The sequence below is a fragment of the Psychrobacillus soli genome (genome assembly GCF_006861775.1).
Classification (GTDB): Bacteria; Bacillota; Bacilli; order Bacillales_A; family Planococcaceae; genus Psychrobacillus; species Psychrobacillus soli.
On record NZ_VDGG01000065.1, the window covers coordinates 1 to 22,948 of the forward strand.

The window sequence follows — 22,948 nt, forward strand, 5'->3', positions numbered from 1 at the left end:
ATACTAGACTGGCGAGTTCGGCGAGCTTTAAGACATATTATTCCTATAATATGTCTTAAAGCTCGCCGAACTCGCCAGTCTAGTATTTGTTAGACCGGTTTGTCGCGTTCAAAGGGAATAGTGTCTCGTTCAACCGTCTAGAATTTTATAATTTCCTACAGCATAAAAAAGTTGAAGACCGATTATAATCAGCCTTCAACTTCTTAACTCAATTATTTCCCATTAAACGCCGGTTGACGCTTTTCTACAAATGCTTCTATTCCTTCTAAATGATCTGCAGTTTTTCGCATTGCTATTTGGGCAACCGCTTCTTTTTCCAAGATCAATTCTAATTCTTTTACTTTTCCTGCATGCAAGATATCTTTCGTAGCAATCATTGCAGCAATAGGAGATTGTAATAATTTATGTGCATAGGACATTGCTGTTGACCAGCCTAAACCATCCGATGATAATTCATCTACTATACCAATCTGCTTAGCCTCGGTTCCGACTAACTTTTTGCCTTCCCATATTAACTGTTTAGCTTTTGAAACACCTACTCTTTCCTTCAGAAAGAAATGCCCGCCACCGTCTGGCACTAGTCCAATTCCGATAAAATTCATCGCGAGTTTACTATTTTCTTCCGCAATGACTACATCACAGCCGAGTACGATACTACATCCGAGTCCCGCTGCTGCACCGTGAACAGAAGCGATAGTAATTTGTGGTAATGTGTATAGTGCTAATGCAATACGAGAGACATATTTCATGACTCCTTCAATATTAAATGGAGCATCTGGGTCTATCATCGCTTTAATATCTCCACCAGCTGAAAATGCGCGACCTTCCCCTTTAAGCAGCAGCACTTGTACAGTGGTATCTTCTTTTAATGATTCCAAACACGCAGCCAGTTCTTGCATCATCTCTGCATTCATCGAGTTCATTGCTTCTGGACGATTTAAAATTAATGTAGCGATTCTTCCTTCTTTTTCTAATCGTAACGTGTTATACATTTCATACTCCCCTTTGTTAGTGAATAGTTATTCATTGTTAATACATTCGTCATTCCTTACAATATTCCTGCTTTACAATACAAAAAGGGTCTCCCCAATTGTATTGGAGAGACCCTTTTTAATAACTAAAGTTAAATTCCTTCGTATAGTTCTTGTACAGGTTTGATTAGTACACGATTTACTTCATCAATAAGCTGGCTTAATCCCATTTCTGCTTGGAGCATTTGTGCAATTTTTTCATTGCTTTGCGCAAGCTGGGCAGTTTTTTGTGCGTATTCCAATTCTTCCCCCGCAATTTCTTCACCCTTCATTTGTTTTTCTTGCAACGTTAATTGGATTTTGCGAAAGCTTTGAAATAATGCTAGTGCTTCAGGGTCTGCTTTGACAGATTCAACTGCCGCTTTTACATTGGCAAATTCGTCTGTTTTACGTAATGTTGCTTCTAATTTGTTAATATCGTCATAAATATTGATCATCATTATTTGCTCCTTCGTTATCCCGTAATAAATACGATAATCCCTTGAATAATCCCGATAAGACCTCCAAGAAATCCACCTAAAACGGTAATCATTTTAAACTCTCGTTTCGAAATACCAAGTACGATATCTTCCAAACGTTCAACTGGAAAAGAATCGACTTGCTCTTTTACCATATCTTCTAATTTCATTTTACGCAATACTTCTTCTAATTTTGCTTCTGCTTCTATAAAAGCAAAATTAGTAAGTTTAGGAACTAGCTTCGTTTGTGTCCATTCTGCTGCTTCTGGGAAATAAAAAACTAAGCTATGACCTAAACGTTCTTCGATTGCCAATTGATCGGTCAAATACTTCTTCACATTCGTAATGACCGGTTCAAAATCAAAACCACCTATCATCTCCACAATTGGGCGATCCTTTAGCTTTTCCCATTCATTTCGCACAATATTTTCTAACATATTTTTCGTTCCAGGTGATCTTAAAAACTTCAAAATTTCAGGTTGTACTTTTCCTGCAAGTGAAGATGATTCTCCAACAAACATTTGAATCATACTTCCAAGCGTTCCTTTTGTTGAAAGGAAATCATCAATTAAGTTTTTAACGGTGATTTTCCCTTGTTCCGAATCGAAAAAGCCTTCTCCCTTTTCGAGAATATATGCAACAATCTCTCCGACTTTCGTATCTGCTTTTTGTTGCCAGTCTACAGGTGCCAGCTCACGAATTGTTTCATGTTCAAATCTCGATTTTAACTGATTGAATTGGATATCTACTTGCTGTTCGATTTTCTTATTTGCCATAGACGCAATATTTTCAAGTCCACCAAGCTTTAACCAATCTGCAATTGTTTTATCGGAAAGCAGTATTTTTTCATTTAATTGTCGAACAATCAATTTTGTTGTCTTTTCTTGCATTTCTTCATTAAAATATTTTCGTTTGAAAATTTCAGGAGTTAATAGGTGGTTAATCACTGTCTTTCCTAATTGTTTTGCTAATTCATCTCGTCTTTTTGGTATCAAACCTGGTGTGAATGGAATTCGCCATGATCCTATATATTTTGCTTCATGCGGTCTAAATAACATTTTAATGGCTAAATGATTCGTAACTGCTCCAATGGCTGCTCCGACAATTGCCATAAATGCGATTGTCCATATAAAATTCATTTAATTCACCTTTTTCCTCTAGCTTCTCACTTATTATAGCAGAGGAAGGACAAACACTAAAAGAAATTACAATGCGTTAAACATTGTCGAAAAACGAATAGCATGCTCCGTTTCGTCATGCATCGCGACAAATAGTGGTGCATATGCTTGCTGAATTGGTATTTGGAGCAGCATTTCTTTATACATTTCGGCCGCTTCTAACTCGTCTCTAATTGCGATCTTTGCACATTCTTTAAGATCTAAACACTCTTTAGGCTCCGGGAAATTTTGAACAAATGTCCCCGTAAGCATATAATATAATTGTTGGAACATTTCGTAATGGCTTTTTTCATCTATATACACATGCTCGATAAAGTTTTGCCAATACGGATCATCTGTTAATTTATACATAGAACGATAAAAGTGATAATCTTCATATTCGTTTAGTATTGCTTGTTTTAATTTTTCAGTAAACAATTAGACGCTCCTTCATTAGTCATTTCTACTAGTGTATGCGAATAAATTATGCCACATGAAAGGTTGATAGAATTGCTACAGCATTTTAGTTTCAAGCCATTATATGAAAACAAACAACTACCTGGTTGGTCTATTTCTTTCTTCTATAAACAAACAAGATACGCCGCTGAGTATGAACCGGATGGTACGATCAAATGGATCAGTGAGGCACCTGTCGACGAAGAAGCAGTTAAGAAAATGATTCATGAGCTCATGCTTTTTCATGTATATGACTAAAAAAGCGCAAGGGAATTTTTTCCCTCGCGCATTTTATACAGTTCCCAATTTCTTTCTTCCAAATAAAATATAAAAATAAGTAGAAGCAATAATATATAAAACTCCTGTAATGGCAAATGCAAGTGCATAGCCCCAGTAGTATCCATATGCCATTACAAGCCCCGTGGCTATCCCACCAGTACTTGCCCATCCAATATGAAATACCATCTGATTCACTGAATTCGCAAGTCCTTTATATTTATCATGCACAAGATCCATCGCGATCGCACTTTGAATCGGATTACCAGCATTCATCAATGCTTGGCGAAGTAAAAATCCGAGTGATGCAAGGATGAGAGAATTTGTAAAACCCGTGATAAATAAAAAAGGAATAGAAAGTAGTTGGAATATAACTAATGCACGAACTTGCCCTACTCTTTTCACAAGTGCAGGACCTAGTAACATGGCTACTGCAGTCATAGCAGAACCTAGTGACAAGATTAACCCAACATAAGCATTAGATGCTTCAAATCGATTCGAAAAGTATAAATTTAAATAAGGAATGACTAAGCCAGAACCCGTTCCTATTAGCAAATTGGCAAATCCAAACAGCACAATTACAGTAATATTTCGTTTAAAATTACTAGGAATTGTTTTTGATTTTACATCCGTCGTTTTAACTGTCTCTTCCATTTTTTCACTTGGCTTTAATTGAAATAAAGGAATTATCCCTAATCCAAAAATGATTGAGCCTATTATTAATACCCACTTGATCGATACAAGCACGGACATATTCGCGTATACATGTAATGCATCTGCTAGTACCCCGCCCCCTAAACTTCCAATAACACTTGCTATCGTTACTAATGAAAAATGAATACTAAATAAGTGCATTCGCTCACTAGCACGTGAGTTTTCTGCAAGAAAAGGGATACCCGAAACCTGTACTAGCGCCATAAATAAACCAGTTAAAAATGCCGCGTATATAATAGACTGCTCGCTTATAGTGACGCTTCGATAAAAAAGGGTTAATACCGTAACGATCGTCCCGAGAATAATTATTCCTTTTCGCCCGTAGCGATCGCTTAAAAATCCTGCTGGAATAAGTATGATTGCCGTTGCAAGCGAAGTCATAGAGATAACTGTTCCATTAAGAGATTCCGGAAATCCCAATTCTTTAATATATAAGTTATACATCACGGCAAATATGCCCAAGCCAGTTTGTATGAGCATATTGGCAAGCATAAACAATCGAATATTTTTATTGAAGGAAGCTATTTTGATTTTCCATTCCTGTAGCCAATTTAACATAAACGACCTCTTTTTTATTTTATTTCGACTCTCTAAATATACGATGGTCGTGAGAAAACTTCAATAGGATTATTCGGTACTAATTAGAAAAATACCTTAATAAATAGATAGTTTGCTCAATATCGGGATAATGCGTCTTAAAAGGTGTCCGCTGTGATTTTCTCTGCAGGGCGGACGCTTTCCGTGGGGTGAGCGATGAGCCTTCACCGCCGCTTGCGCGTACGTTGTGAAGTCTCATTTTGCTCACTTGATCCCACTGGAGTCGCCGCCAGCAGCGAAAATCAAAGGAAATTGCTTACTTATTCAGTATCAACTCGCAAAAAACAAAATTTCTGCAATATTTCGTCTGGGTGAATCCAATAAATGGCTTAGGGCAACCGGTTGATCATTGAAAGTAACCAGTTCTAGTCGGAAAGCAACCAAATCAGCACGAGAGCAACCAGATTGCCGATGAAAGCAACCAATTTCCTAAAATAGCAAGTTTACTTTGATTGAGACCACAAATACCGAAATGCATACTTATCAGGGCGGATCCGCTAACAAACAAAATATTGGCCAGTTTTTCTATTGCGTGCATCCAATAAATGGCTTAGGGAAACCAATTAATNCAAATTCGGAGATGCATTATAGGGATAATGCATCTTAAATTGCATACTTATCAGGGCGGATCCGCTAACAAACAAAATATTGGCCAGTTTTTCTATTGCGTGCATCCAGTAAATGGCTTAGGGAAACCAATTAATCATTGAAAGCAACCAGTTCTAGTCTGAAAGCAATCAAAATCTTTGTGAGAGCAACCAAATTGCCAGTGAAAGCAACCAATTCTCAAAATAGCAAGTTTACTTGGAGTGAGACGATGATGATTTTTACATATTATAGGAATAATATGTCTTAAAGCTCGCCGAACTCGCCAGTCTAGTATTTGTTAGACAGGTTTGTCGCATTCAAAGGGAATATTGTCTCATTCAACCATTTATCTTTAATATTAGATTTTAATAAATAAGAAGCAAAAGATAAATGAATACAAAAAGAATGACTAATCATGCTAAAATAAGAACTATGTGCGTAAAAGAAGCATGAAAGGAGTGGAGAGATATGCCTCATGTGACGACAAAGGATATAAAAGAAAAGTTCAATCTTTCATTAGTAAGCGGGGAGGAAGGAATTGGACGCCACGTTGCAATTAGCGATATTTCTCGACCAGGAATTGAAATGGCGGGTTACTTCAACCATTATCCATCCAATCGCATCCAACTAATGGGGAAAACAGAAATCTCATTTTTTGCTTTATTAACAGAGAGAGAAAAAAGCGAGCGAATGATGAAATTATGTGCATCTGATACACCCGTAATTATCGTATCGCATGGAATGGAAGTACCAGAAGAATTGATTGTTGCTTCGAATGAAAACTCAGTTCCTGTTTTAACGACGAGTATGCCGACTACTAGATTTTCTAGTATGCTAACCAATTTTTTAGAAAGTATGCTCGCTCCTACGACTGCCGTACATGGCGTACTAGTAGATATATATGGAGTAGGGGTTCTAATCACAGGTAAAAGTGGTGTTGGTAAAAGTGAAACAGCATTAGAGTTAGTAAAAAGAGGGCATCGTCTAGTAGCAGACGATTGCGTGGAAATTAGGCAAGAAGGGGAAGATACACTAGTTGGTAGTGCGCCAAAACTAATCGAACATCTTCTAGAAATTCGTGGGCTTGGAATTATTGACATTATGACGCTTTTTGGTGCAAGTGCCATTCGAAACTATAAACGAATTACATTAATAATTGAGCTCGAAATATGGGATGAGAAAAAGACATATGATCGACTAGGTTTAGAAGAAGAAAAGATGGAAATTATTAATACGGCTATTACAAAATTAACCGTTCCAGTTCGACCAGGTCGAAACTTGGCTGTTATTATTGAAGTAGCAGCGATGAATCATCGATTGAAACGAATGGGCATTAATGCTGCGGAAGATTTTGCGAAACGATTAGACGATGTGATCGGTCAAAGTGGAGAAGCAAATTACTAAGGAGCCAGTTGAAGGGAGTTTCATATGAATTTATTACAAGCAATTGATCCGGTGGCTTTTTCACTAGGATCATTAGAAGTGCGTTGGTATGGAGTAATTATCGCATTTGGCATAATCGTAGCCTTTTTAGTAGCACAAAAAGAAATGGTGAAACGTGGATTTCATCCAGATTATTTAACCGATTTACTTATCTGGGCTGTACCAATTGCGATTATTAGTGCCCGTATTTATTATGTCATTTTTAAATGGGATTTTTACGGACAAAATCCAGGGAAAATCATTGAAATTTGGAATGGTGGAATTGCCATTCATGGTGCTTTAATCGGGTCGTTTTTAACTGCGTATTTCTTTACAAAAAAAAGAGGTACTTCTTTTTGGAAAGTAACCGATATTGTAGCTCCTAGTATTCTAATCGGACAAACAGTTGGGCGCTGGGGGAACTTTATGAACCAGGAAGCGCATGGTGGCGAAGTGACGAGAGGCTTTTTAGAAAACTTAAAGCTTCCAGACTGGATTATTAACCAAATGTATATAGAGGGTAAATATTATCACCCGACTTTTTTATATGAATCGATATGGAATTTAGTAGGGGTTATTATTCTCATTCTTCTTCGTAAAGTGAACTTACGACGTGGAGAGATGGTTTTATTTTATTTAACTTGGTATTCTGTTGGACGCTTTTTTATAGAAGGAATGCGTACAGATAGTCTGTATTTAATAGGAGATTTACGACAGGCACAAGTTATTTCATTAGTAACGATTGCGATCGCTATTATTTTATTTGTATATAGAAGAATGACGATTAAACCAGTGGTACGATATCAGGATAAATAAGGAAGGAAGGGGATAGTGTGGGAACGGTAAAAAGGGGGCTTTTGGCAGGTCTAAAAACGACGTGGACATTGAGTAAAGTAATTTTCCCTATTACTTTGTTAGTAGTTATTTTACAATATACTCCCGTTCTACCGTGGATAATCAATTTAATCTCGCCATTCATGGGTTTACTGGGACTTAGAGGAGAAGCAGCAATACCACTTGTTTTAGGAAATGCGTTGAATTTGTATGCTGGTATTGCAGGAATTCTTTCGCTAGAGTTAACTGTGAAAGAAGTGTTCATATTAGCAACGATGTTATCTTTTTCACATAATATCTTTATAGAAACAGGCGTTGCACTTCGAGTAGGGGTAAAGCTTTGGGTAGTATTAGTCGTTCGTTTTGGATTAGCTATTGTATCAGCGATGATTATAAATTTAGTTTGGCAAGGTGGCGGAGAAATTGCAAAGTACGGTGCAATTACCGCTACAGAGAAAGTCCCGGATGGTTGGGGAGAGATTATTTTACTTGGTTTGCAAAAAGCGACTTTTGGTGTTTTGCAACTTGCACTAATTGTTATTCCATTAATGATTGTTATTCAAGTTTTAAAGGACCGCAACTATTTGCAAAAGTTTTCCGAGAAGGTTGCTCCATTTACGAAAGTTATTGGGATTCAACCAAATGCTTCTTTGACACTTGTTGCAGGGCTTACAATAGGTCTTGCTTATGGTGCTGGTGTGATGATTCAAGCAGTACAAGAGGATGGAGTAAGTAAAAAGGATGCGACACTTGCCTTTATCTTTTTAGTCGCATGTCACGCTGTCGTGGAGGACACGTTAATCTTTATTCCGTTAGGAGTGCCAATACTGCCGTTATTTTTAATAAGATTAGCAACAGCATTTGTATTGACGATAATTGTCGCTTACATATGGCGTAAAACGGAGCAAAGAAAACAAGAGGAAGTGGTTACGCTATGAAGGGAAAAGCCTATAAAGCATTATTGTTTGATTTCGATGGAACATTATTAAATACAAATGACCTTATAATCGAAAGTTTTTTACATGTTTTAGGAGAAAGATTTCCCGGGAAATATGATAGAGATAGTGTTTTACCATTTCTCGGACCAACACTGCAAGAAACATTCCATTCCATTAATCCAGAACTAACAGAATCACTCATAGCTGCTTATCGTGCATGGAATATTCAACACCATGATGATATGGTTGTGCCGTTTGATGGGGTTGTCGAAACATTGTACAAATTAAAAGAAGAAGGTTACAAACTAGCGGTCGTATCGACAAAAAGAAGAGAAATGATTGATAAAGGGATTAACCTTATGAAGTGTGAGACGTTATTTGACACAATCATAGGATTAGACGATGTAAAAAATGCGAAACCAGATCCTGAGCCAATCGAACTTGCACTTGAAAGACTTGGTGTTGAAAAAGAAGACGCGTTAATGATCGGTGATAATTTACATGATATCGTAGGTGGACAAAGAGCTGGAGTAGATACAGCAGCTGTTGCCTGGTCAATAAAGGGAGAAGCTTTCTTAGCAACTTACCTTCCAACTTATATGATTCACCATATTAGTGAGCTTCTCGAAATTGCCAAAGGTCAGTCGGTATGAGAAGAACGGAAAGATACCCAGTAAGTGGTGCAAATTCGTTATGGCATGTGTATGATACGGTTCCTTTTTGGAAAGTCGTGAAGAATTTTATCTTCATACAAGCAGCGAGATACTCTCCCTTTTTAAGTTGGAAAAACTTTTTTTATCGTGTATTTCTAAGGATGGAAGTTGGAAAAGAAACGTCTTTTGCTTTGATGGTTATGGTGGATGTAATGTTTCCAGAACGAATCAAAGTAGGGGATAACACGATTATCGGCTATAATACAACGATATTAGCGCATGAGTATTTAATAGACGAGTATCGTATTGGTGATGTGATAATCGGTGATCGGGTGCTGGTGGGTGCGAATACAACGATATTACCCGGCGTGACGATTGGAAATGATGCGGTCGTTTCAGCTGCTACCCTTGTAAATGCAGATGTTCCAGAAGGGTGTTTTGTCGGAGGTAATCCGATGCGTATTATTTATACGAAGGAACAAATGATGGAACGAAATAATAAATGACAAAGAAAACTATTCTTCAGGAGAGGAATAGTTTTTTTACTTGATGGACGAGTGATGACTATTCCTATTATTGTAAGGCGGGAAGCTATTTTGCGATTTAGAGTATGTATCTTGCGATTCCCGGCAAGGACCTTGCGAATTGTAGTGTGTATCTTGCGATTCTCAGCGGCAACCTTGTGATTCAGGGCAGAAATGTTGCACGTAATATATTTTTTCCTCTATTCATCGTTGGAGAAGCATACCGCTCGATTCCTAGCCCACGGAAAACTAGGTATTTATATTTTTCTTACTATTCTAAAAGAACAAACAGTTAGATTGACGAAATGAGTAATATAGGATAAAATCTATATAATTTAACATATTAGTACTCTAGCGCAATGAAGTAAATTTAGGAGTGGTGAAGTGGGCAAAATTCAAATGTTCGAGAAACCTTTAGGTATGAGAGATTCGTTTCCAGAAGTAAATGAACAAAAAGAGTATATACGATCAACAGCGAGAAACTTTATACGAAACAAAGGATACGATTTTATTAAAACACCATCTGTTGAGTATTTTGAAACAATCGGAAAAGCATCGGCAATTGATGAATCATCTCTATTTAAACTAGTAGACAACCAAGGGGAAACGCTTGTATTACGTCCAGACATGACGACCCCTATTGCAAGAATTGCAGCTTCCAAGTTATTAAAAGAGAAAAATCCTTTGCGATTAGCTTATTATGCAAATGTGTTTCGTGCACAACAACGAGAAGGTGGTCGCCCAGCGGAGTTTGAACAACTAGGATTAGAGTTAATCGGTGATTTCAGTGCATACGGTGATAGTGAAATTATTCATACAGCGGTAGAACTTGTGAAGACACTTGGTGTAGAAAGATTTCGAATTACGATTGGACATGCAGGACTATTAACGGCGTTTTTAACGAATAATACAAATACAGTGGAACAAGTAGACACGCTAAGACAGCTATTAGTAGAAAAAAACTTTGTAGGATTTGAACAAAAGTTAGACGATCTAGGCTTATTAGAAGAACAAAAAGAGAATCTTACAAAACTAATAGATTATACAATTGACTTTAAAACATTTGAAAACTTCCGACCATTTTTAACGGATGAACAGCAATATTTAATCGATCAAGTGGAGCAGCTAAAACGTTTATTGAAACTTCAACTAAGTGACCCATCCATTGTCTCATTCGATTTCTCACTTGCGAGTCATATGAGCTATTATACGGGTATGCTGTTTGAAATTTATGCTGCTGGAAGTGGGTTCCCAATTGGAAATGGTGGAAGATACGATGAATTATTCCAACAGTTTGGCGAGCAGGTAGGGGCTATTGGATTTGGCATACGTGTAGACAGACTTTTGGAAGTATTACGCCAAGATATTGTGAAAGAAAAACGGACACTGCTTTTATTTACAGAAGGCGCTTATTTGGAAGCAAATAAACTAGCGGAAGAAAGAAGAAATAATGCAGAACGTGTAACATTGCAATATGTGGAAGGTGTACATGATTTAGATGCATATAAACAAAATTTCGATGAAGTACTAATTGTCTCAGAAGGTGGTTCTTTACATGAATGAGTTAACAATTGCGATGCCAAAAGGGCGTATTTTCGAAGAAGCATATCAATTATTTGTGGAAGCTGGATTTGATCTGCCACAAGAGATTAGTGACTCTAGAAAGCTGATTGTGGAAGCACCTGGGGAAAGAATTCAATTTATATTAGCGAAGCCAATGGATGTGCCCGTTTATGTGGAACATGGAGTTGCGGACATCGGAATTGCGGGTAAAGATGTGCTATTAGAACAGCTACGAGATGTCCATGAATTACTCGATTTGCATATTAGTAATTGCTATATCGCGACTGCAGGGCTTCCTAATACGACGATGAACGAAATAGCACCACGAGTTGCGACGAAATATCCGACCATTGCGACGAATTTTTATAAAGAAAAAGGCGAGCAAGTGGAAATAATTGAGCTCAATGGTTCGATTGAATTGGCGCCGATGATTGGACTAGCTGATCGCATCGTGGACATCGTTTCAACCGGACAAACATTAAAAGAAAATGGTCTAGTCGAATATGAAAAAATTGTGGATATATCCTCTCGTTTAATCGTCAATCCTGTAAGTTATCGTGTAAAAAGTGAACGTATTCGGGAATTTGTTGCACAATTAAAAAAAGAATTGATTAAAAGGTAGGGAATCCTATGAAAATAGAAAAGCTTACAAATGCAATTTCACTGCAACGTTCAGTCGAGCAAGCAAACGAGAATCACTTAGCGATTGTGCGCGAAGTGATCGAGCAAGTGAAAAAAAATGGCGATGAAGCCCTTTTTACATATACAGAAAAATGGGACGGTGCAAAACTATCTTCTTTAGAAGTAACAAAAGAAGAAATGGAAGAGGCATTCGCTAGCTTCGATCCACAATTGATTGAAGATTTGGAAGAAGCAGCTACTAATATTCGTGCATTTCACTTACAACAAGCACGACAAAATATAGATTTCCCATTAGCAAAAAATTCCTATATTCGATATAAGATTTCTCCACTGGATGCAGTAGGACTTTATGTTCCTGGAGGCACTGCAGCGTACCCATCATCGGTATTAATGAATGCAATTCCAGCAATTGTAGCTGGTGTGAAACGAGTAGTCATTGCGTCACCTCCGTCAAAAGATGGAAAGCTTCCGGCATCCGTATTAGTTGCTGCTCGAATTGCTGGTGTAACGGAGATTTATAAGGTCGGAGGGGCGCAAGCGATTGCTGCTCTTGCTTACGGAACGGAAACGATTAAAGCGGTCGATAAAATTACTGGACCGGGGAATAGCTTCGTAGCGCTTGCAAAAAGAGAAGTGTTCGGAAAAGTAGCGATTGATATGATTGCAGGTCCTAGTGAAATAGCTGTACTAGCGGATGAAACGGCTTATGCAGACGAAGTAGCTTCGGATTTATTGGCACAAGCGGAGCATGATCGGTTTGCCTGTTCGGTGTTAGTTACAACGAGTCAAAAACTAGCAGAACAAGTTTCAGAAGAAGTAGAAAAACAATTGAAACAACTTCCGAGAGAAGAAATTGCTAGAGCTTCCATCGAAAATTTTGGCTGCATCTATATTGCAGAATCATTAGATAAAGCGGTTGCTGCTATTAATGAACTTGCGCCTGAGCATTTAGAAATTATGACGGAACATGCAGAAGCCGTTTGCAAAAAAATTACGCATGCTGGTGCGATTTTTATTGGCAGATTTAGTAGTGAACCTGTTGGGGATTATTTTGCCGGTACGAATCACGTCTTACCAACTAATAGCACAGCGCGCTTTTCAAGTGGACTATGTGTCGATGATTTTGTAAAGAAAACGAGCATTGTCTATTATTCAGAAGAAATGTGGCAAGAACAATATCCAAAAATCGCACGCCTTGCAAGACTGGAACAGTTAGAAGGGCATGCACGCTCAGTCGAATCACGAAATTGGGATAAGGGGGATTTAAATTGACAAATAAAAGAACGGCAAAAATAGAAAGAATGACAAATGAAACAAAAGTGTGGGTTGAAATAGATTTAGATGGAGAAGGAAAAGCGGAAATTGATACGGGCGTGCCATTTATGGATCATATGCTCGATCTATTTACAAAGCACGGGTTATTTGACGCAACGATCAAAGCGAATGGCGACACACATATCGACGATCACCATACAACAGAAGATATCGGAATCGTACTAGGCCAAGCAGTAAAAGAAGCACTAGGGGATAAGAAAAGTATCAAACGCTACGGAAATGCTTATGTCCCAATGGATGATGCGTTAGCACAAGTAGTAATTGATATTTCCAACCGTCCGCACTTAGAATTTCGTGCACAGTTTCCTACACAAAAAGTTGGCAATTTTGACACGGAACTTGTCCATGAATTTTTATGGAAATTTGCGCTGGAAGCTCGTATGAATGTGCATGTTATTGTACATTACGGTGTCAATACGCATCATATGATTGAAGCTATTTTCAAGGCACTAGCTCGCGCGATTGATGACGCGATTACGAAAGACGAACGAGTGAAAGGTGTACCTTCCACAAAAGGACTGCTTACATAATAGGGGGAAATAAGATGACATCCATTCAAGTATATCCAGCAATTGATATGAAAGGTGGAAAATGTGTCCGTTTATATCAAGGGGATTATGAGCAAGAAACGATTTATGGCGATTCGCCATTTGACATGGCTAAAAAATTTGCAGATGAAGGAGCGACTTGGATTCATCTGGTCGATTTAGATGGTGCAAAAGATGGTGAAAAAATTCATGCAAACGAAGTCATTCGAATCGCAAAGGAACTACCTGTCAGCGTGCAAATTGGTGGTGGCATTCGCTCCAAAGAAGATGTCAGCTACTATTTAAACAATGGCGTGACGCGTGTCATTATCGGAAGTCTTGCTATATCGGAACCAGAACTAGTAGCGCAAATTTTAGAAGAGTTTGGTGGTGACCGAATCGTCATCGGCTTAGATGCAAAAGACGGCATGGTAGCAACGCATGGTTGGTTAGAGACATCTTCGCAATCTGCTATAGAAGTAGGTCAGTATTTTGCTTCAAAAGGGGCTAAGCATGTTATTTTTACCGATATTGCAACCGATGGAACACTTCAAGGACCAAATTTAGAGGCGAACAAAGAACTTGCGGAAGCTACAGGGTTATCCGTTATCGTTTCAGGCGGGATAAGTTCACTAGAAGATTTAGGAGAAGTAGCAAAATTAGCAAAAGATACGACGGTACGTGGAGTTATTACAGGGAAAGCATTATACAATAACCGATTCACATTGACAGAAGCATTACAGGAGGTTACAAAATGGTAAAGAAAATTATTCCATGTTTAGATGTGAAAGACGGGCGCGTTGTAAAAGGAATTCAATTCGTTGGACTAAGAGACGCTGGAGATCCAGCGGAGTTAGCTGCATTTTATAATAAAGAAGGAGCAGATGAACTCGTATTTTTAGATATTTCTGCGTCTGTTGAAGGTCGCGATACAATGCTAGATGTCGTGAAAAAAACAGCAGCTCAAATTTCTATCCCTTTGATCGTTGGTGGTGGAATCCGTACTACCGAAAATATGAAACAGCTACTAGATGCAGGTGCAAGTAAAGTATCTATTAATAGTGCAGCCATTAGCAATCCCGCTGTTATTACAGAAGGCGCAAAAGCATTTGGTTCCAATAAAATAATTATTGCAATCGATGTGAAATGGTCAGAAGAAGATCAGGAATGGTACGTCTACACACATGGCGGTCAAAAGAAAACGGATTGGAAAGCAGTAGACTGGGCAATCGAAGTAGAGAAGCTTGGAGCAGGGGAAATACTACTGACGAGCATGGACCGTGATGGAGAAAAGGACGGCTATGATATCGAGATTACGAAACGAGTGAAAGAAGCTGTTTCGATTCCTGTTACCGCTAGTGGTGGAGCTGGAAATGTCGAACATATATTAGCGGCTTTTACGGAAGCAAATGCTGATGCAGCGCTTGCAGCTTCCATTTTTCATTTCAAAGAAACAAGTGTAGCGGAAGTGAAAAATTACATACGCGAAAGAGGAGTCGAAGTAAAATGACGATTTTAAACTATGATGACAAAGGGCTTATTCCAGTAATTGTTCAACATGCCATTACGAGAGAAGTTTTAACACTCGCTTATATGAATGAAGAGTCGTATAACAAAACAGTAGAAACAAAAGAAACATGGTTCTACAGCAGAAGTAGACAAGAATTATGGCATAAAGGAGAAACATCTGGAAATACACAAAAAGTAGTATCTATTCGTACAGACTGTGATTCCGATGCTTTAATAGTGGAAGTTTTACCAAATGGGCCAGCTTGTCATACCGGTGAGGAGACGTGCTTCCATAATAGCTTAGAGAAATTCGACGACACTGTTGGATATAATGTGGTCACTTCCCTAATTAGTACGATTAAGGAAAGACAGCAAACGATGCCAGAAGGTGCGTATACTACCTATTTATTTGATAAAGGGGTAGATAAAATTTGTAAAAAAGTTGGAGAAGAGTCAGCAGAAGTCATTATTGCTTCTAAAAACGATGACGCTGAAGAGTTAAAATGGGAAGCAGCGGATCTTTTATACCACTTGCTTGTCCTATTACAAAATCAAAAAGTTAACTTTTATGATCTGTTACAAGTACTGCAAAAAAGACATGAAGAGAAAGCCGATAAAAAATAATACTTTATGATATACTGAAGAGTATACTAATAAGGAACGTTCAACTTCATTCAGCAGTTGCTGAATGAAGTTAAAGCCTCCGGCGGATGCCACAGATTTGTTAGCGGAATTTATCGAGCAAGCTCGATAAAAATCTGGGCCAAATACGCCAAGGGTATTTGATACGTTCCTTATTATTTTTCGGAGGATTATTTTGAATAAAAAAAGCAAAAAGGTTTTTAAAGAAAATATAATTTCATTTTTGCCTACGGGCGAATACTACTATAAAAAAGCATTAGATGAACTACAAAAAGAAAAATACGAAAAAGCGCATAAATATTTAAAAAGGGCAGTCGATTTAAGTCCTGATGACCCAGCCATTTTAATGCAATATGCCATTTTACAAATGGAATTAGATAAATTCGATGTAGCTCATGAACTTTTGAGAAGTGCTTATACAATTGACCCGGATGATCCAGAAATCGTTTTCTTTTTGGCAGAGGTGAACGCCCATATCGGAAACTTTATGGATGCGAACCGATTCGCTAAAAGATATTTGGAGTTGAGCATAAACGGAGAATATGCGGAAGATGCGATGGAAATAGTGGATTTCACTGAACAAGAAGATGTTATTTCCCTTCAAATGGATGCACCTTCTAGTGAGGCACTTTTTTTACAGGAAAAATCTCGTCGGTTAATGGAACAAGGGAAGTTTCCAGAGGCAGTTGAATTATTAGAGGACATTATTACAGAATATCCTGATTTCTGGGCTGCATTTAATAATTTGGCGCTTGCTTATTTTTATATTGGCGAAGAGGAACAAGCAAAAGCGTTACTTCATGAAGTGTTACGGGAAAACAGAGGGAATATCCATGCGCTTTGTAATTTAGCAGTCATTTATTATTATGAAAAAAATGCAGAAGATTTAGAAGAAATAACTGAATTTTTATCCAAGATTAATCCTTACTTCATCGAGCATCGCTATAAATTAGGTGCTACATTTGCGCTCATTGGAAAATATGAACAAGCATTTAAGTGGCTAAGAAGTTTGCAACGTAAAGGGTTTGAAGGCGATCCAGGATTTTACTTTTGGTTATCTCATTCAGCATATTTTTCTGGGCATGAAGAAGTTGCGAAAAATGCGTGGAAAACATTATTAAAATTAGATCCAGAAAAAGCAGGATTTGAACCGTGGTTGCCTCATCTGAAAGACACCGATGAATCCATGATGGAGAACCAAAAAGAGTTCATTTTAGAAAAGCTACATCACAAACATGTGAGTGAGCGAATTTTAGGGTTTTATTTAATAGGAAAATCAGCGCATCGGCAAGAAATTATTTCACATCCGAAATGGATTGTTGTAGAAGAATTGACGACAATGGAAAAATTATTTTTGGCGCATTCGTTAGGGCATTCATTTAGCGAAAAATCTGTAGCGGAAAAAGCCTTTTTAAGAGCTATTGCCGCTACGGATTTACTTTATGAAAAGCATAAGCCTTTGGAGCAATCGGCTACGTTTTTATTTCAAATGTGGTTTGTATTAGTAGAACGTGCTTTAAAAAAGGCGTATGCCTTCAAAAATCCACGAGCACTAGCAGCTGCAACAGAATATATGTTTGAATCTTCTCGAAAGAAAAATGTAACGAAAAAGCAATATGCAGAAGAATATGGGATTACGACTACTACCCTTACTAAATATGTAAATGAACTCATGCAGTTTTTGCCATTATTCGACGCATAAGCATAAAAGTTGAAGCTGTTATAAAAATCCTTTAGATTGATGGTAGAGGCAATGTAGGAGGAATGTAAGATGACTGAAGAAAAAATTTATGATGTAATAATAATCGGAGCAGGTCCAGCGGGGATGACTGCCGCAGTTTATACTTCTCGTGCGAATCTTTCTACTTTAATGATTGAACGCGGTATTCCAGGTGGACAAATGGCGAATACAGAAGAAGTCGAAAACTACCCAGGTTTTGAAACTATTTTAGGACCAGAAATTTCAACGAAAATGTTTGATCATGCGAAAAAATTCGGTGCAGAATATGCATACGGAGATGTATCTGAAATCGTTGATGGAGAAGTATATAAAACGATTAAAGTGAGCGGCAAAGAGTATAAAGCACTTGCTGTCATTATTTCATCCGGTGCCGAGTATAAAAAAATGGGCATTCCCGGTGAAAGCGAACTTGGCGGACGCGGTGTAAGTTATTGCGCAGTTTGTGATGGAGCATTCTTTAAAGGGAAAAATCTTGTAGTTGTTGGTGGAGGAGATTCCGCTGTTGAAGAAGGCGCATTTTTAACGAAATTTGCAAATAAAGTAACGATTGTTCACCGTCGTGACGAGTTACGTGCACAAAAGATTTTACAAGATCGTGCATTTGCAAACGAAAAAATCGACTTTATCTGGAATACTACATTAAAAGAAATTCACGGCAAAGAAGGAAAAGTTGGAAGTGTTACATTAGTTTCAACAGTAGATGGCTCTGAAAAAGAATTCGAGACAGATGGAGTTTTTGTATATGTCGGAATGCTTCCATTAACGAAACCATTTTCGAATTTAGGAATTTTAAACGAAAACGGATATATCGTAACAAACGAAAGAATGGAAACAGTTGTACCAGGAATTTTTGGTGCAGGGGATGTACGTGATAAAATGCTTCGTCAAATTGTAACGGCTACTGGGGACGGAAGTATCGCAGCACAAGCCGCACAACATTATATTGAAGATGTAAAAGAAAAAATGGCAACGAACGCTTGATTTAATTATTTCTTAATCGATTTGTAACCTTCTTGAAACAATTAAAGAGTATAGTTAGAAATATAAATTGACCCCCCTTTTTATATAAGAAATAGTTGAACAGGCTGTTTCGCGATTTTAATCGTGAAGCAGCCTCTTTTTGTGAAAATTAATGTATAATAAAATTATTAACACATATAAGATGTGGAGTGACAAATCGTGCAAAGAATCGCAAATTTACTTATATGCAAAGATGGGAAAGTTCTTTTGTTAAAAAAGCCTAGGAGAAACTGGTATGTTGCTCCTGGTGGCAAAATGGAAGTAGGAGAATCCATTTTAGTTTCTGCTGTTCGCGAGTTTACGGAGGAAACGAATGCTACACCTATTGGGCCCCATTTAAAAGGTATTTACACGATGGTTATAGAAGAAGATGGGGAACGAATAGATGAGTGGATGTTATTCACATTTGTAGCAAATGATTTGGAGGGAACGCCATTTCATGAAACGAGAGAAGGTATTTTAGAGTGGCATCCTGTAGAAGCCTTAAATACGCTTCCTATGGCTGAAGGGGATCGAACAAACTTGTTATTCGCTGTGCAAGAAAAAGGTATGCAATATGGAACATTTGTTTACACGCCTGATTTTTCATTGATAACAGAAACGATTCAGCAATCATCGGAGGGAGAAGTAAACAATGGATAGTACACAGAAGCCGGAAACTGAAGTGGTCATTATTACAGGAATGTCTGGAGCAGGTAAGACAGTCGCCATTCAAAGTTTTGAAGATCTTGGGTATTATTGTATTGATAATTTGCCACCGGAGCTGTTAAGTACATTTATCAAGCTAATGATCGATTCCAATAAACAGCCCCGAAATATTGCAGCAGTAATGGATTTACGAGGAGGAGAAATGTTCCATTCTCTAGTTGAATCGGTCAATCAGTTACACGAAGCAACGTCTATAACCCCAAAAGTATTATTTTTAGATGCGAATGATGAAGTGTTGGTTAGAAGATATAAAGAGACTAGACGGTCTCATCCGCTAGCTAATTCTGGTTTACCACTAGAGGGGATTAAAAAAGAAAGAGAGTTACTTTCTGAGTTAAAAGGAAGAGCTCAATTTATTTATAATACATCTACGATGAAGCCTCGTAAGTTAAGGGAAAAAATACAAGCTGAATTTTCGTCAAAAGGTAGTAAAGTATTTACAGTAAACGTAATGTCCTTTGGGTTTAAACATGGAATCCCAATCGATGCCGATTTAGTATTTGATGTACGTTTTCTTCCCAATCCATTTTATATAGAAGAACTCAAGTTGAAATCAGGCCTAGATGAAGAAGTATCAAGTTATGTGCTAAAATGGGCAGATACGAAAACATTAATCGAAAAGCTAACGGATTTGTTTTTGTTTATGATTCCACAATATAAACGAGAAGGTAAAACGCAGCTAGTCATTGCATTTGGTTGTACGGGTGGACAACACCGGTCCGTTACATTGGCTGAATACTTTGGTACACTATTAAAAGCAGAAGATAAAACGGTTATAACACATAGGGATGTAACGATAAGAAAGGAATGAAGGAATGGAGCGTACAAAACACCGTAAAAAAATAGTTATTATTGGTGGTGGTACGGGACTATCTACATTGCTTCGTGGTTTAAAGAAATTCCCACTCGACATTACAGCAATTGTCACTGTAGCAGATGATGGCGGAAGTTCTGGTCGATTACGGGATGATTATGATATTCCACCACCTGGGGATGTTCGAAATGTGTTAGCAGCACTTTCGGATGTAGAACCATTAGTGGAAGAAATGTTCCAGTATCGTTTTTCTAAATCGGAAGAGCTGAAAGGCCATTCTTTAGGAAATTTAATGTTAGCAGCATTAACTTCTATTACGGGTGATTTTGCTAATGCTATTAGTGAAATGAGCCGTGTATTAAAGGTGCATGGCAAGGTTCTTCCAGCAGCCAATCAATTAGTGACACTTCATGCACAATATGAAGATGAAACAATTGTTAGCGGGGAATCTAAAATTCCGTTATATGGAAAGAAAATAGAAAAGGTATTTATCTCTCCAGCTGATGTCAAACCGTTGCCAGAAACGATTAATATGATACGGGAAGCTGATATTATCGCAATTGGGCCTGGAAGCCTATATACTAGTATTTTACCTAATTTATTAGTGGAAGGTATCAAAGAGGCAATTATCCGGTCGAAAGCGAAGAAAGTATATATTTGTAATTTAATGACCCAAGCTGGGGAAACGAGCGATTATACTGCATTTGATCATGTCCATGCATTACTTGATCATGTAGGTGAAAATTTCTTAGATGCCATTTTAATAAGTAATGAAGAAATCCCAGAAAATGTGCAGTATTTATACAAACAGGAAAAAGCTTCTCCTGTCAAAATAGATATAGAAAAATTAGTAACATTAAATTTAGAAGTTGTGAAAAAAGACATTTCCATCGTGCATGGTGGCGCAGTGCGTCATGATGCGATGAAAGTAGCGAAATGGCTTGTAGAATATGCAAAATGATTACTGTTTAATTACATAATAAGTGATTGTAATCGTGAGCAAGAAAGGGGGAAACGGATCATGTCGTTTGCTTCTGAAACAAAAAAAGAAATGACGCAAGAAGAGTCCAAACCATGTTGTGCAAAAGCTGAACTATCAGCGCTTATTCGAATGAACGGATCGCTTTCATTTAGTAATAAAACGCTCAGTTTAGATGTGCAAACTGAAAATGCAGCAATCGCTAGAAGATTGTACACATTGATAAAGTCATTATATCCGTATCAAGTAGAATTGCTTGTTCGAAAAAAAATGAGATTGAAAAAAAATAATATTTATATTTGTCGTATCCGAGATGGATCGAAGGAGTTACTAGAGGATTTACAAATATTGAAAGATCATTTTCAATTTGAATATTCTATTTCGAAAGAACTAGTGAAAAAGAATTGCTGTAAGCGCGCTTATTTAAGAGGTGCTTTTTTAGCAGGAGGATCTGTTAATAATCCGGAAACATCTTCTTATCATTTAGAAATTTATTCTTTATACAAAACGCATAGTGATGCATTAGTAGAATTGATGAATGGTTTTGAGTTAAATGCGAAAACAATTGAGCGGAAAAAAGGCTTTGTAGCATATTTGAAGGAAGCAGAAAAAATTTCTGATTTTCTCAGCATTGCTGGAGCCCATAGAGCCTTATTGAAATTTGAAGACGTTCGTATTATCCGAGATATGCGAAATAGCGTGAATCGTTTAGTTAACTGTGAAACGGCTAACCTAAATAAAACGATTAGTGCGGCTATTCGTCAAGTGGAGAACATACGTTATATAGAGAGTTCTATCGGACTAGATCAATTACCAGATAAATTAAGGGAAATAGCACGTTTACGTGTAGAATATCAAGATGTGACGTTAAAAGAGTTAGGAGAAATGGTTTCTACTGGAAATGTTAGTAAATCCGGTATTAATCATCGATTACGAAAAATAGATGAAATCGCAGATGCACTTCGTAGAGGCGAAACAATTTAGTGAAATGGAGCGTATTTTAATGACAGAGAAACAAGTCGAAGTGAAATTACCAGCAGGATTACAAGCAAGACAAGCAGCATTGTTTGTACAAGAGGCAAATCGTTATATCGCGGATGTATATTTAGAAAAAGATGAGAAAAAAGTAAATGCTAAAAGTATTATGGGAATTATGAGCTTAGCGATCAGTAAAGGAATTACTGTAAACTTAAGCGCAGAAGGTTCTGACGAGGAAGAAGCGGTAGAAACTTTAGCGAAATTTATCTCTCACGAGGAATAAAAAGAAAGGGCTGTCCCATTTAGTCAATTTTGACTAGGGGATGGTTCTTTTTTGTTGCTTTGGAAATTAGGAGAATTATGTTATGTGCATAACTTTCAAGGCAAGTCACTTTTTTATATTAAGTACAGTATAGGGATACTGCGTGATAAAAGAGCTATTAGGTGACCGCTAGGATTTTCACTGCAGTCGTACGCTTTCCACCGGGTAAGCGATGAGCCTTCACCGCCGCTTAGGCGGACGTTGTGAAGTCTCATTATGCTCACTTATCCGGTAGGAGTCGACGCCTGTAGCGAAAATCTATGGAAAATACTAACTGATCACGGTTCAAAATTAACAAAATATGGTAGAAAAAGTAGATTATCTACTGCGAACCCGACAAACCGTTCTAGTAGATGCTAGTTGACGAATTCGGCTGGCTTTAAAGAATATTGTGCCTATAATATGTCGTAATCATAGTTGTTTCACTCCAAGTAAACTTGTTATTTTAAGATTTGGTTGCTTTCACTAGCAATTTAGTTGCTCTCGGATTTGATTTGATTGCTTTCAGACTAGAACTGGT

25 protein-coding genes are annotated in these 22,948 nt (G+C 37.6%); 20 read left to right on the plus strand and 5 right to left on the minus strand.

The window, feature by feature from the left end; genetic code table 11:
* Positions 1–212: 212 nt before the first annotated feature.
* The 4 genes from FG383_RS19190 to FG383_RS19205 form a co-directional block, all read right to left on the minus strand.
* A complete protein-coding gene (locus FG383_RS19190; protein WP_142609067.1) occupies positions 213–992 on the minus strand; it encodes an enoyl-CoA hydratase in 780 nt (259 codons plus the stop codon).
* Between the two features lie 131 nt (positions 993–1,123).
* Positions 1,124–1,471, minus strand: coding sequence for a YlbF/YmcA family competence regulator (locus FG383_RS19195; RefSeq protein ID WP_142609069.1), 348 nt, complete (start codon positions 1,469–1,471; stop codon positions 1,124–1,126).
* Positions 1,472–1,485: 14 nt separating this feature from the next.
* Positions 1,486–2,628 carry a DUF445 domain-containing protein gene (locus FG383_RS19200; RefSeq protein ID WP_142609072.1) on the minus strand — a complete coding sequence of 381 codons (1,143 nt, stop codon included), beginning with the start codon at positions 2,626–2,628 and terminating at the stop codon, positions 1,486–1,488.
* A gap of 66 nt (positions 2,629–2,694) precedes the next feature.
* On the minus strand, positions 2,695–3,084 hold the full coding sequence (locus FG383_RS19205) for a ferritin-like domain-containing protein (protein ID WP_142609074.1): 390 nt from the start codon (positions 3,082–3,084) through the stop codon (positions 2,695–2,697).
* A gap of 72 nt (positions 3,085–3,156) precedes the next feature.
* Here FG383_RS19205 and FG383_RS19210 point away from each other — a divergent pair, with 72 nt between their 5' ends.
* Positions 3,157–3,360: a YheE family protein gene (locus FG383_RS19210; protein ID WP_142609077.1), complete on the plus strand. Its 204-nt coding sequence runs from the start codon at positions 3,157–3,159 to the stop codon at positions 3,358–3,360.
* Positions 3,361–3,393: 33 nt separating this feature from the next.
* Here FG383_RS19210 and FG383_RS19215 read toward each other — a convergent pair whose 3' ends face one another.
* Positions 3,394–4,650 carry an MFS transporter gene (locus tag FG383_RS19215; RefSeq protein WP_142609079.1) on the minus strand — a complete coding sequence of 419 codons (1,257 nt, stop codon included), beginning with the start codon at positions 4,648–4,650 and terminating at the stop codon, positions 3,394–3,396.
* Between the two features lie 1,095 nt (positions 4,651–5,745).
* Here FG383_RS19215 and hprK point away from each other — a divergent pair.
* The 19 genes from hprK (at position 5,746) to FG383_RS19310 (ending at position 22,389) form a co-directional block, all read left to right on the plus strand.
* A complete protein-coding gene (gene hprK, locus FG383_RS19220; RefSeq protein WP_142609081.1) occupies positions 5,746–6,681 on the plus strand; it encodes an HPr(Ser) kinase/phosphatase in 936 nt (311 codons plus the stop codon).
* Between the two features lie 24 nt (positions 6,682–6,705).
* Positions 6,706–7,515, plus strand: a complete 810-nt coding sequence (gene lgt / locus FG383_RS19225; protein WP_142609083.1) for a prolipoprotein diacylglyceryl transferase — start codon at positions 6,706–6,708, stop codon at positions 7,513–7,515.
* Between the two features lie 17 nt (positions 7,516–7,532).
* Positions 7,533–8,471, plus strand: a complete 939-nt coding sequence (locus FG383_RS19230) for a nucleoside recognition domain-containing protein (protein ID WP_142609085.1) — start codon at positions 7,533–7,535, stop codon at positions 8,469–8,471.
* Positions 8,468–9,124 carry a pyrophosphatase PpaX gene (gene ppaX / locus FG383_RS19235; protein WP_142609087.1) on the plus strand — a complete coding sequence of 219 codons (657 nt, stop codon included), beginning with the start codon at positions 8,468–8,470 and terminating at the stop codon, positions 9,122–9,124. Before FG383_RS19230 ends, ppaX begins: the two co-directional genes overlap by 4 nt.
* Entirely contained in the window at positions 9,121–9,630 is a 510-nt protein-coding gene (locus FG383_RS19240) for an acyltransferase (RefSeq protein WP_142609089.1), read from the plus strand. Before ppaX ends, FG383_RS19240 begins: the two co-directional genes overlap by 4 nt.
* Positions 9,631–10,032: 402 nt before the next feature.
* Positions 10,033–11,211 (plus strand): ATP phosphoribosyltransferase regulatory subunit, encoded by a 1,179-nt coding sequence (locus tag FG383_RS19245; protein ID WP_142609091.1) that lies wholly within the window; start codon positions 10,033–10,035, stop codon positions 11,209–11,211.
* Positions 11,204–11,833: an ATP phosphoribosyltransferase gene (gene hisG / locus FG383_RS19250; RefSeq protein WP_142609093.1), complete on the plus strand. Its 630-nt coding sequence runs from the start codon at positions 11,204–11,206 to the stop codon at positions 11,831–11,833. The genes FG383_RS19245 and hisG overlap by 8 nt, the downstream gene beginning before the upstream one ends.
* An 8-nt stretch (positions 11,834–11,841) precedes the next feature.
* Positions 11,842–13,125, plus strand: a complete 1,284-nt coding sequence (hisD, locus tag FG383_RS19255) for a histidinol dehydrogenase (RefSeq protein ID WP_142609099.1) — start codon at positions 11,842–11,844, stop codon at positions 13,123–13,125.
* Entirely contained in the window at positions 13,122–13,718 is a 597-nt protein-coding gene (gene hisB / locus FG383_RS19260; RefSeq protein ID WP_281285368.1) for an imidazoleglycerol-phosphate dehydratase HisB, read from the plus strand. The genes hisD and hisB overlap by 4 nt, the downstream gene beginning before the upstream one ends.
* 14 nt (positions 13,719–13,732) lie before the next feature.
* Positions 13,733–14,476 (plus strand): 1-(5-phosphoribosyl)-5-[(5-phosphoribosylamino)methylideneamino]imidazole-4-carboxamide isomerase, encoded by a 744-nt coding sequence (gene hisA, locus FG383_RS19265; protein ID WP_142609101.1) that lies wholly within the window; start codon positions 13,733–13,735, stop codon positions 14,474–14,476.
* Complete coding sequence (gene hisF / locus FG383_RS19270) at positions 14,470–15,225, plus strand: imidazole glycerol phosphate synthase subunit HisF (protein WP_142609103.1); 756 nt, start codon at positions 14,470–14,472, stop codon at positions 15,223–15,225. The genes hisA and hisF overlap by 7 nt, the downstream gene beginning before the upstream one ends.
* Positions 15,222–15,848: a bifunctional phosphoribosyl-AMP cyclohydrolase/phosphoribosyl-ATP diphosphatase HisIE gene (hisIE, locus tag FG383_RS19275; RefSeq protein WP_142609105.1), complete on the plus strand. Its 627-nt coding sequence runs from the start codon at positions 15,222–15,224 to the stop codon at positions 15,846–15,848. The genes hisF and hisIE overlap by 4 nt, the downstream gene beginning before the upstream one ends.
* A gap of 193 nt (positions 15,849–16,041) precedes the next feature.
* Complete coding sequence (locus FG383_RS19280) at positions 16,042–17,568, plus strand: tetratricopeptide repeat protein (protein ID WP_142609107.1); 1,527 nt, start codon at positions 16,042–16,044, stop codon at positions 17,566–17,568.
* Positions 17,569–17,637: 69 nt separating this feature from the next.
* The gene (gene trxB, locus FG383_RS19285; protein ID WP_142609109.1) at positions 17,638–18,588 is read left to right on the plus strand and encodes a thioredoxin-disulfide reductase; all 951 of its coding nucleotides are present in this window, start codon (positions 17,638–17,640) and stop codon (positions 18,586–18,588) included.
* A gap of 198 nt (positions 18,589–18,786) precedes the next feature.
* Entirely contained in the window at positions 18,787–19,269 is a 483-nt protein-coding gene (locus tag FG383_RS19290) for an NUDIX domain-containing protein (protein WP_142609111.1), read from the plus strand.
* Positions 19,262–20,146 (plus strand): RNase adapter RapZ, encoded by an 885-nt coding sequence (gene rapZ / locus FG383_RS19295; RefSeq protein WP_142609113.1) that lies wholly within the window; start codon positions 19,262–19,264, stop codon positions 20,144–20,146. Before FG383_RS19290 ends, rapZ begins: the two co-directional genes overlap by 8 nt.
* A gap of 4 nt (positions 20,147–20,150) precedes the next feature.
* Positions 20,151–21,110 carry a gluconeogenesis factor YvcK family protein gene (locus tag FG383_RS19300; RefSeq protein ID WP_142609115.1) on the plus strand — a complete coding sequence of 320 codons (960 nt, stop codon included), beginning with the start codon at positions 20,151–20,153 and terminating at the stop codon, positions 21,108–21,110.
* Between the two features lie 60 nt (positions 21,111–21,170).
* Positions 21,171–22,112: a DNA-binding protein WhiA gene (gene whiA, locus FG383_RS19305; RefSeq protein WP_142609117.1), complete on the plus strand. Its 942-nt coding sequence runs from the start codon at positions 21,171–21,173 to the stop codon at positions 22,110–22,112.
* A gap of 19 nt (positions 22,113–22,131) precedes the next feature.
* Positions 22,132–22,389, plus strand: a complete 258-nt coding sequence (locus FG383_RS19310) for an HPr family phosphocarrier protein (RefSeq protein WP_142609119.1) — start codon at positions 22,132–22,134, stop codon at positions 22,387–22,389.
* Positions 22,390–22,948 lie beyond the last annotated feature (559 nt).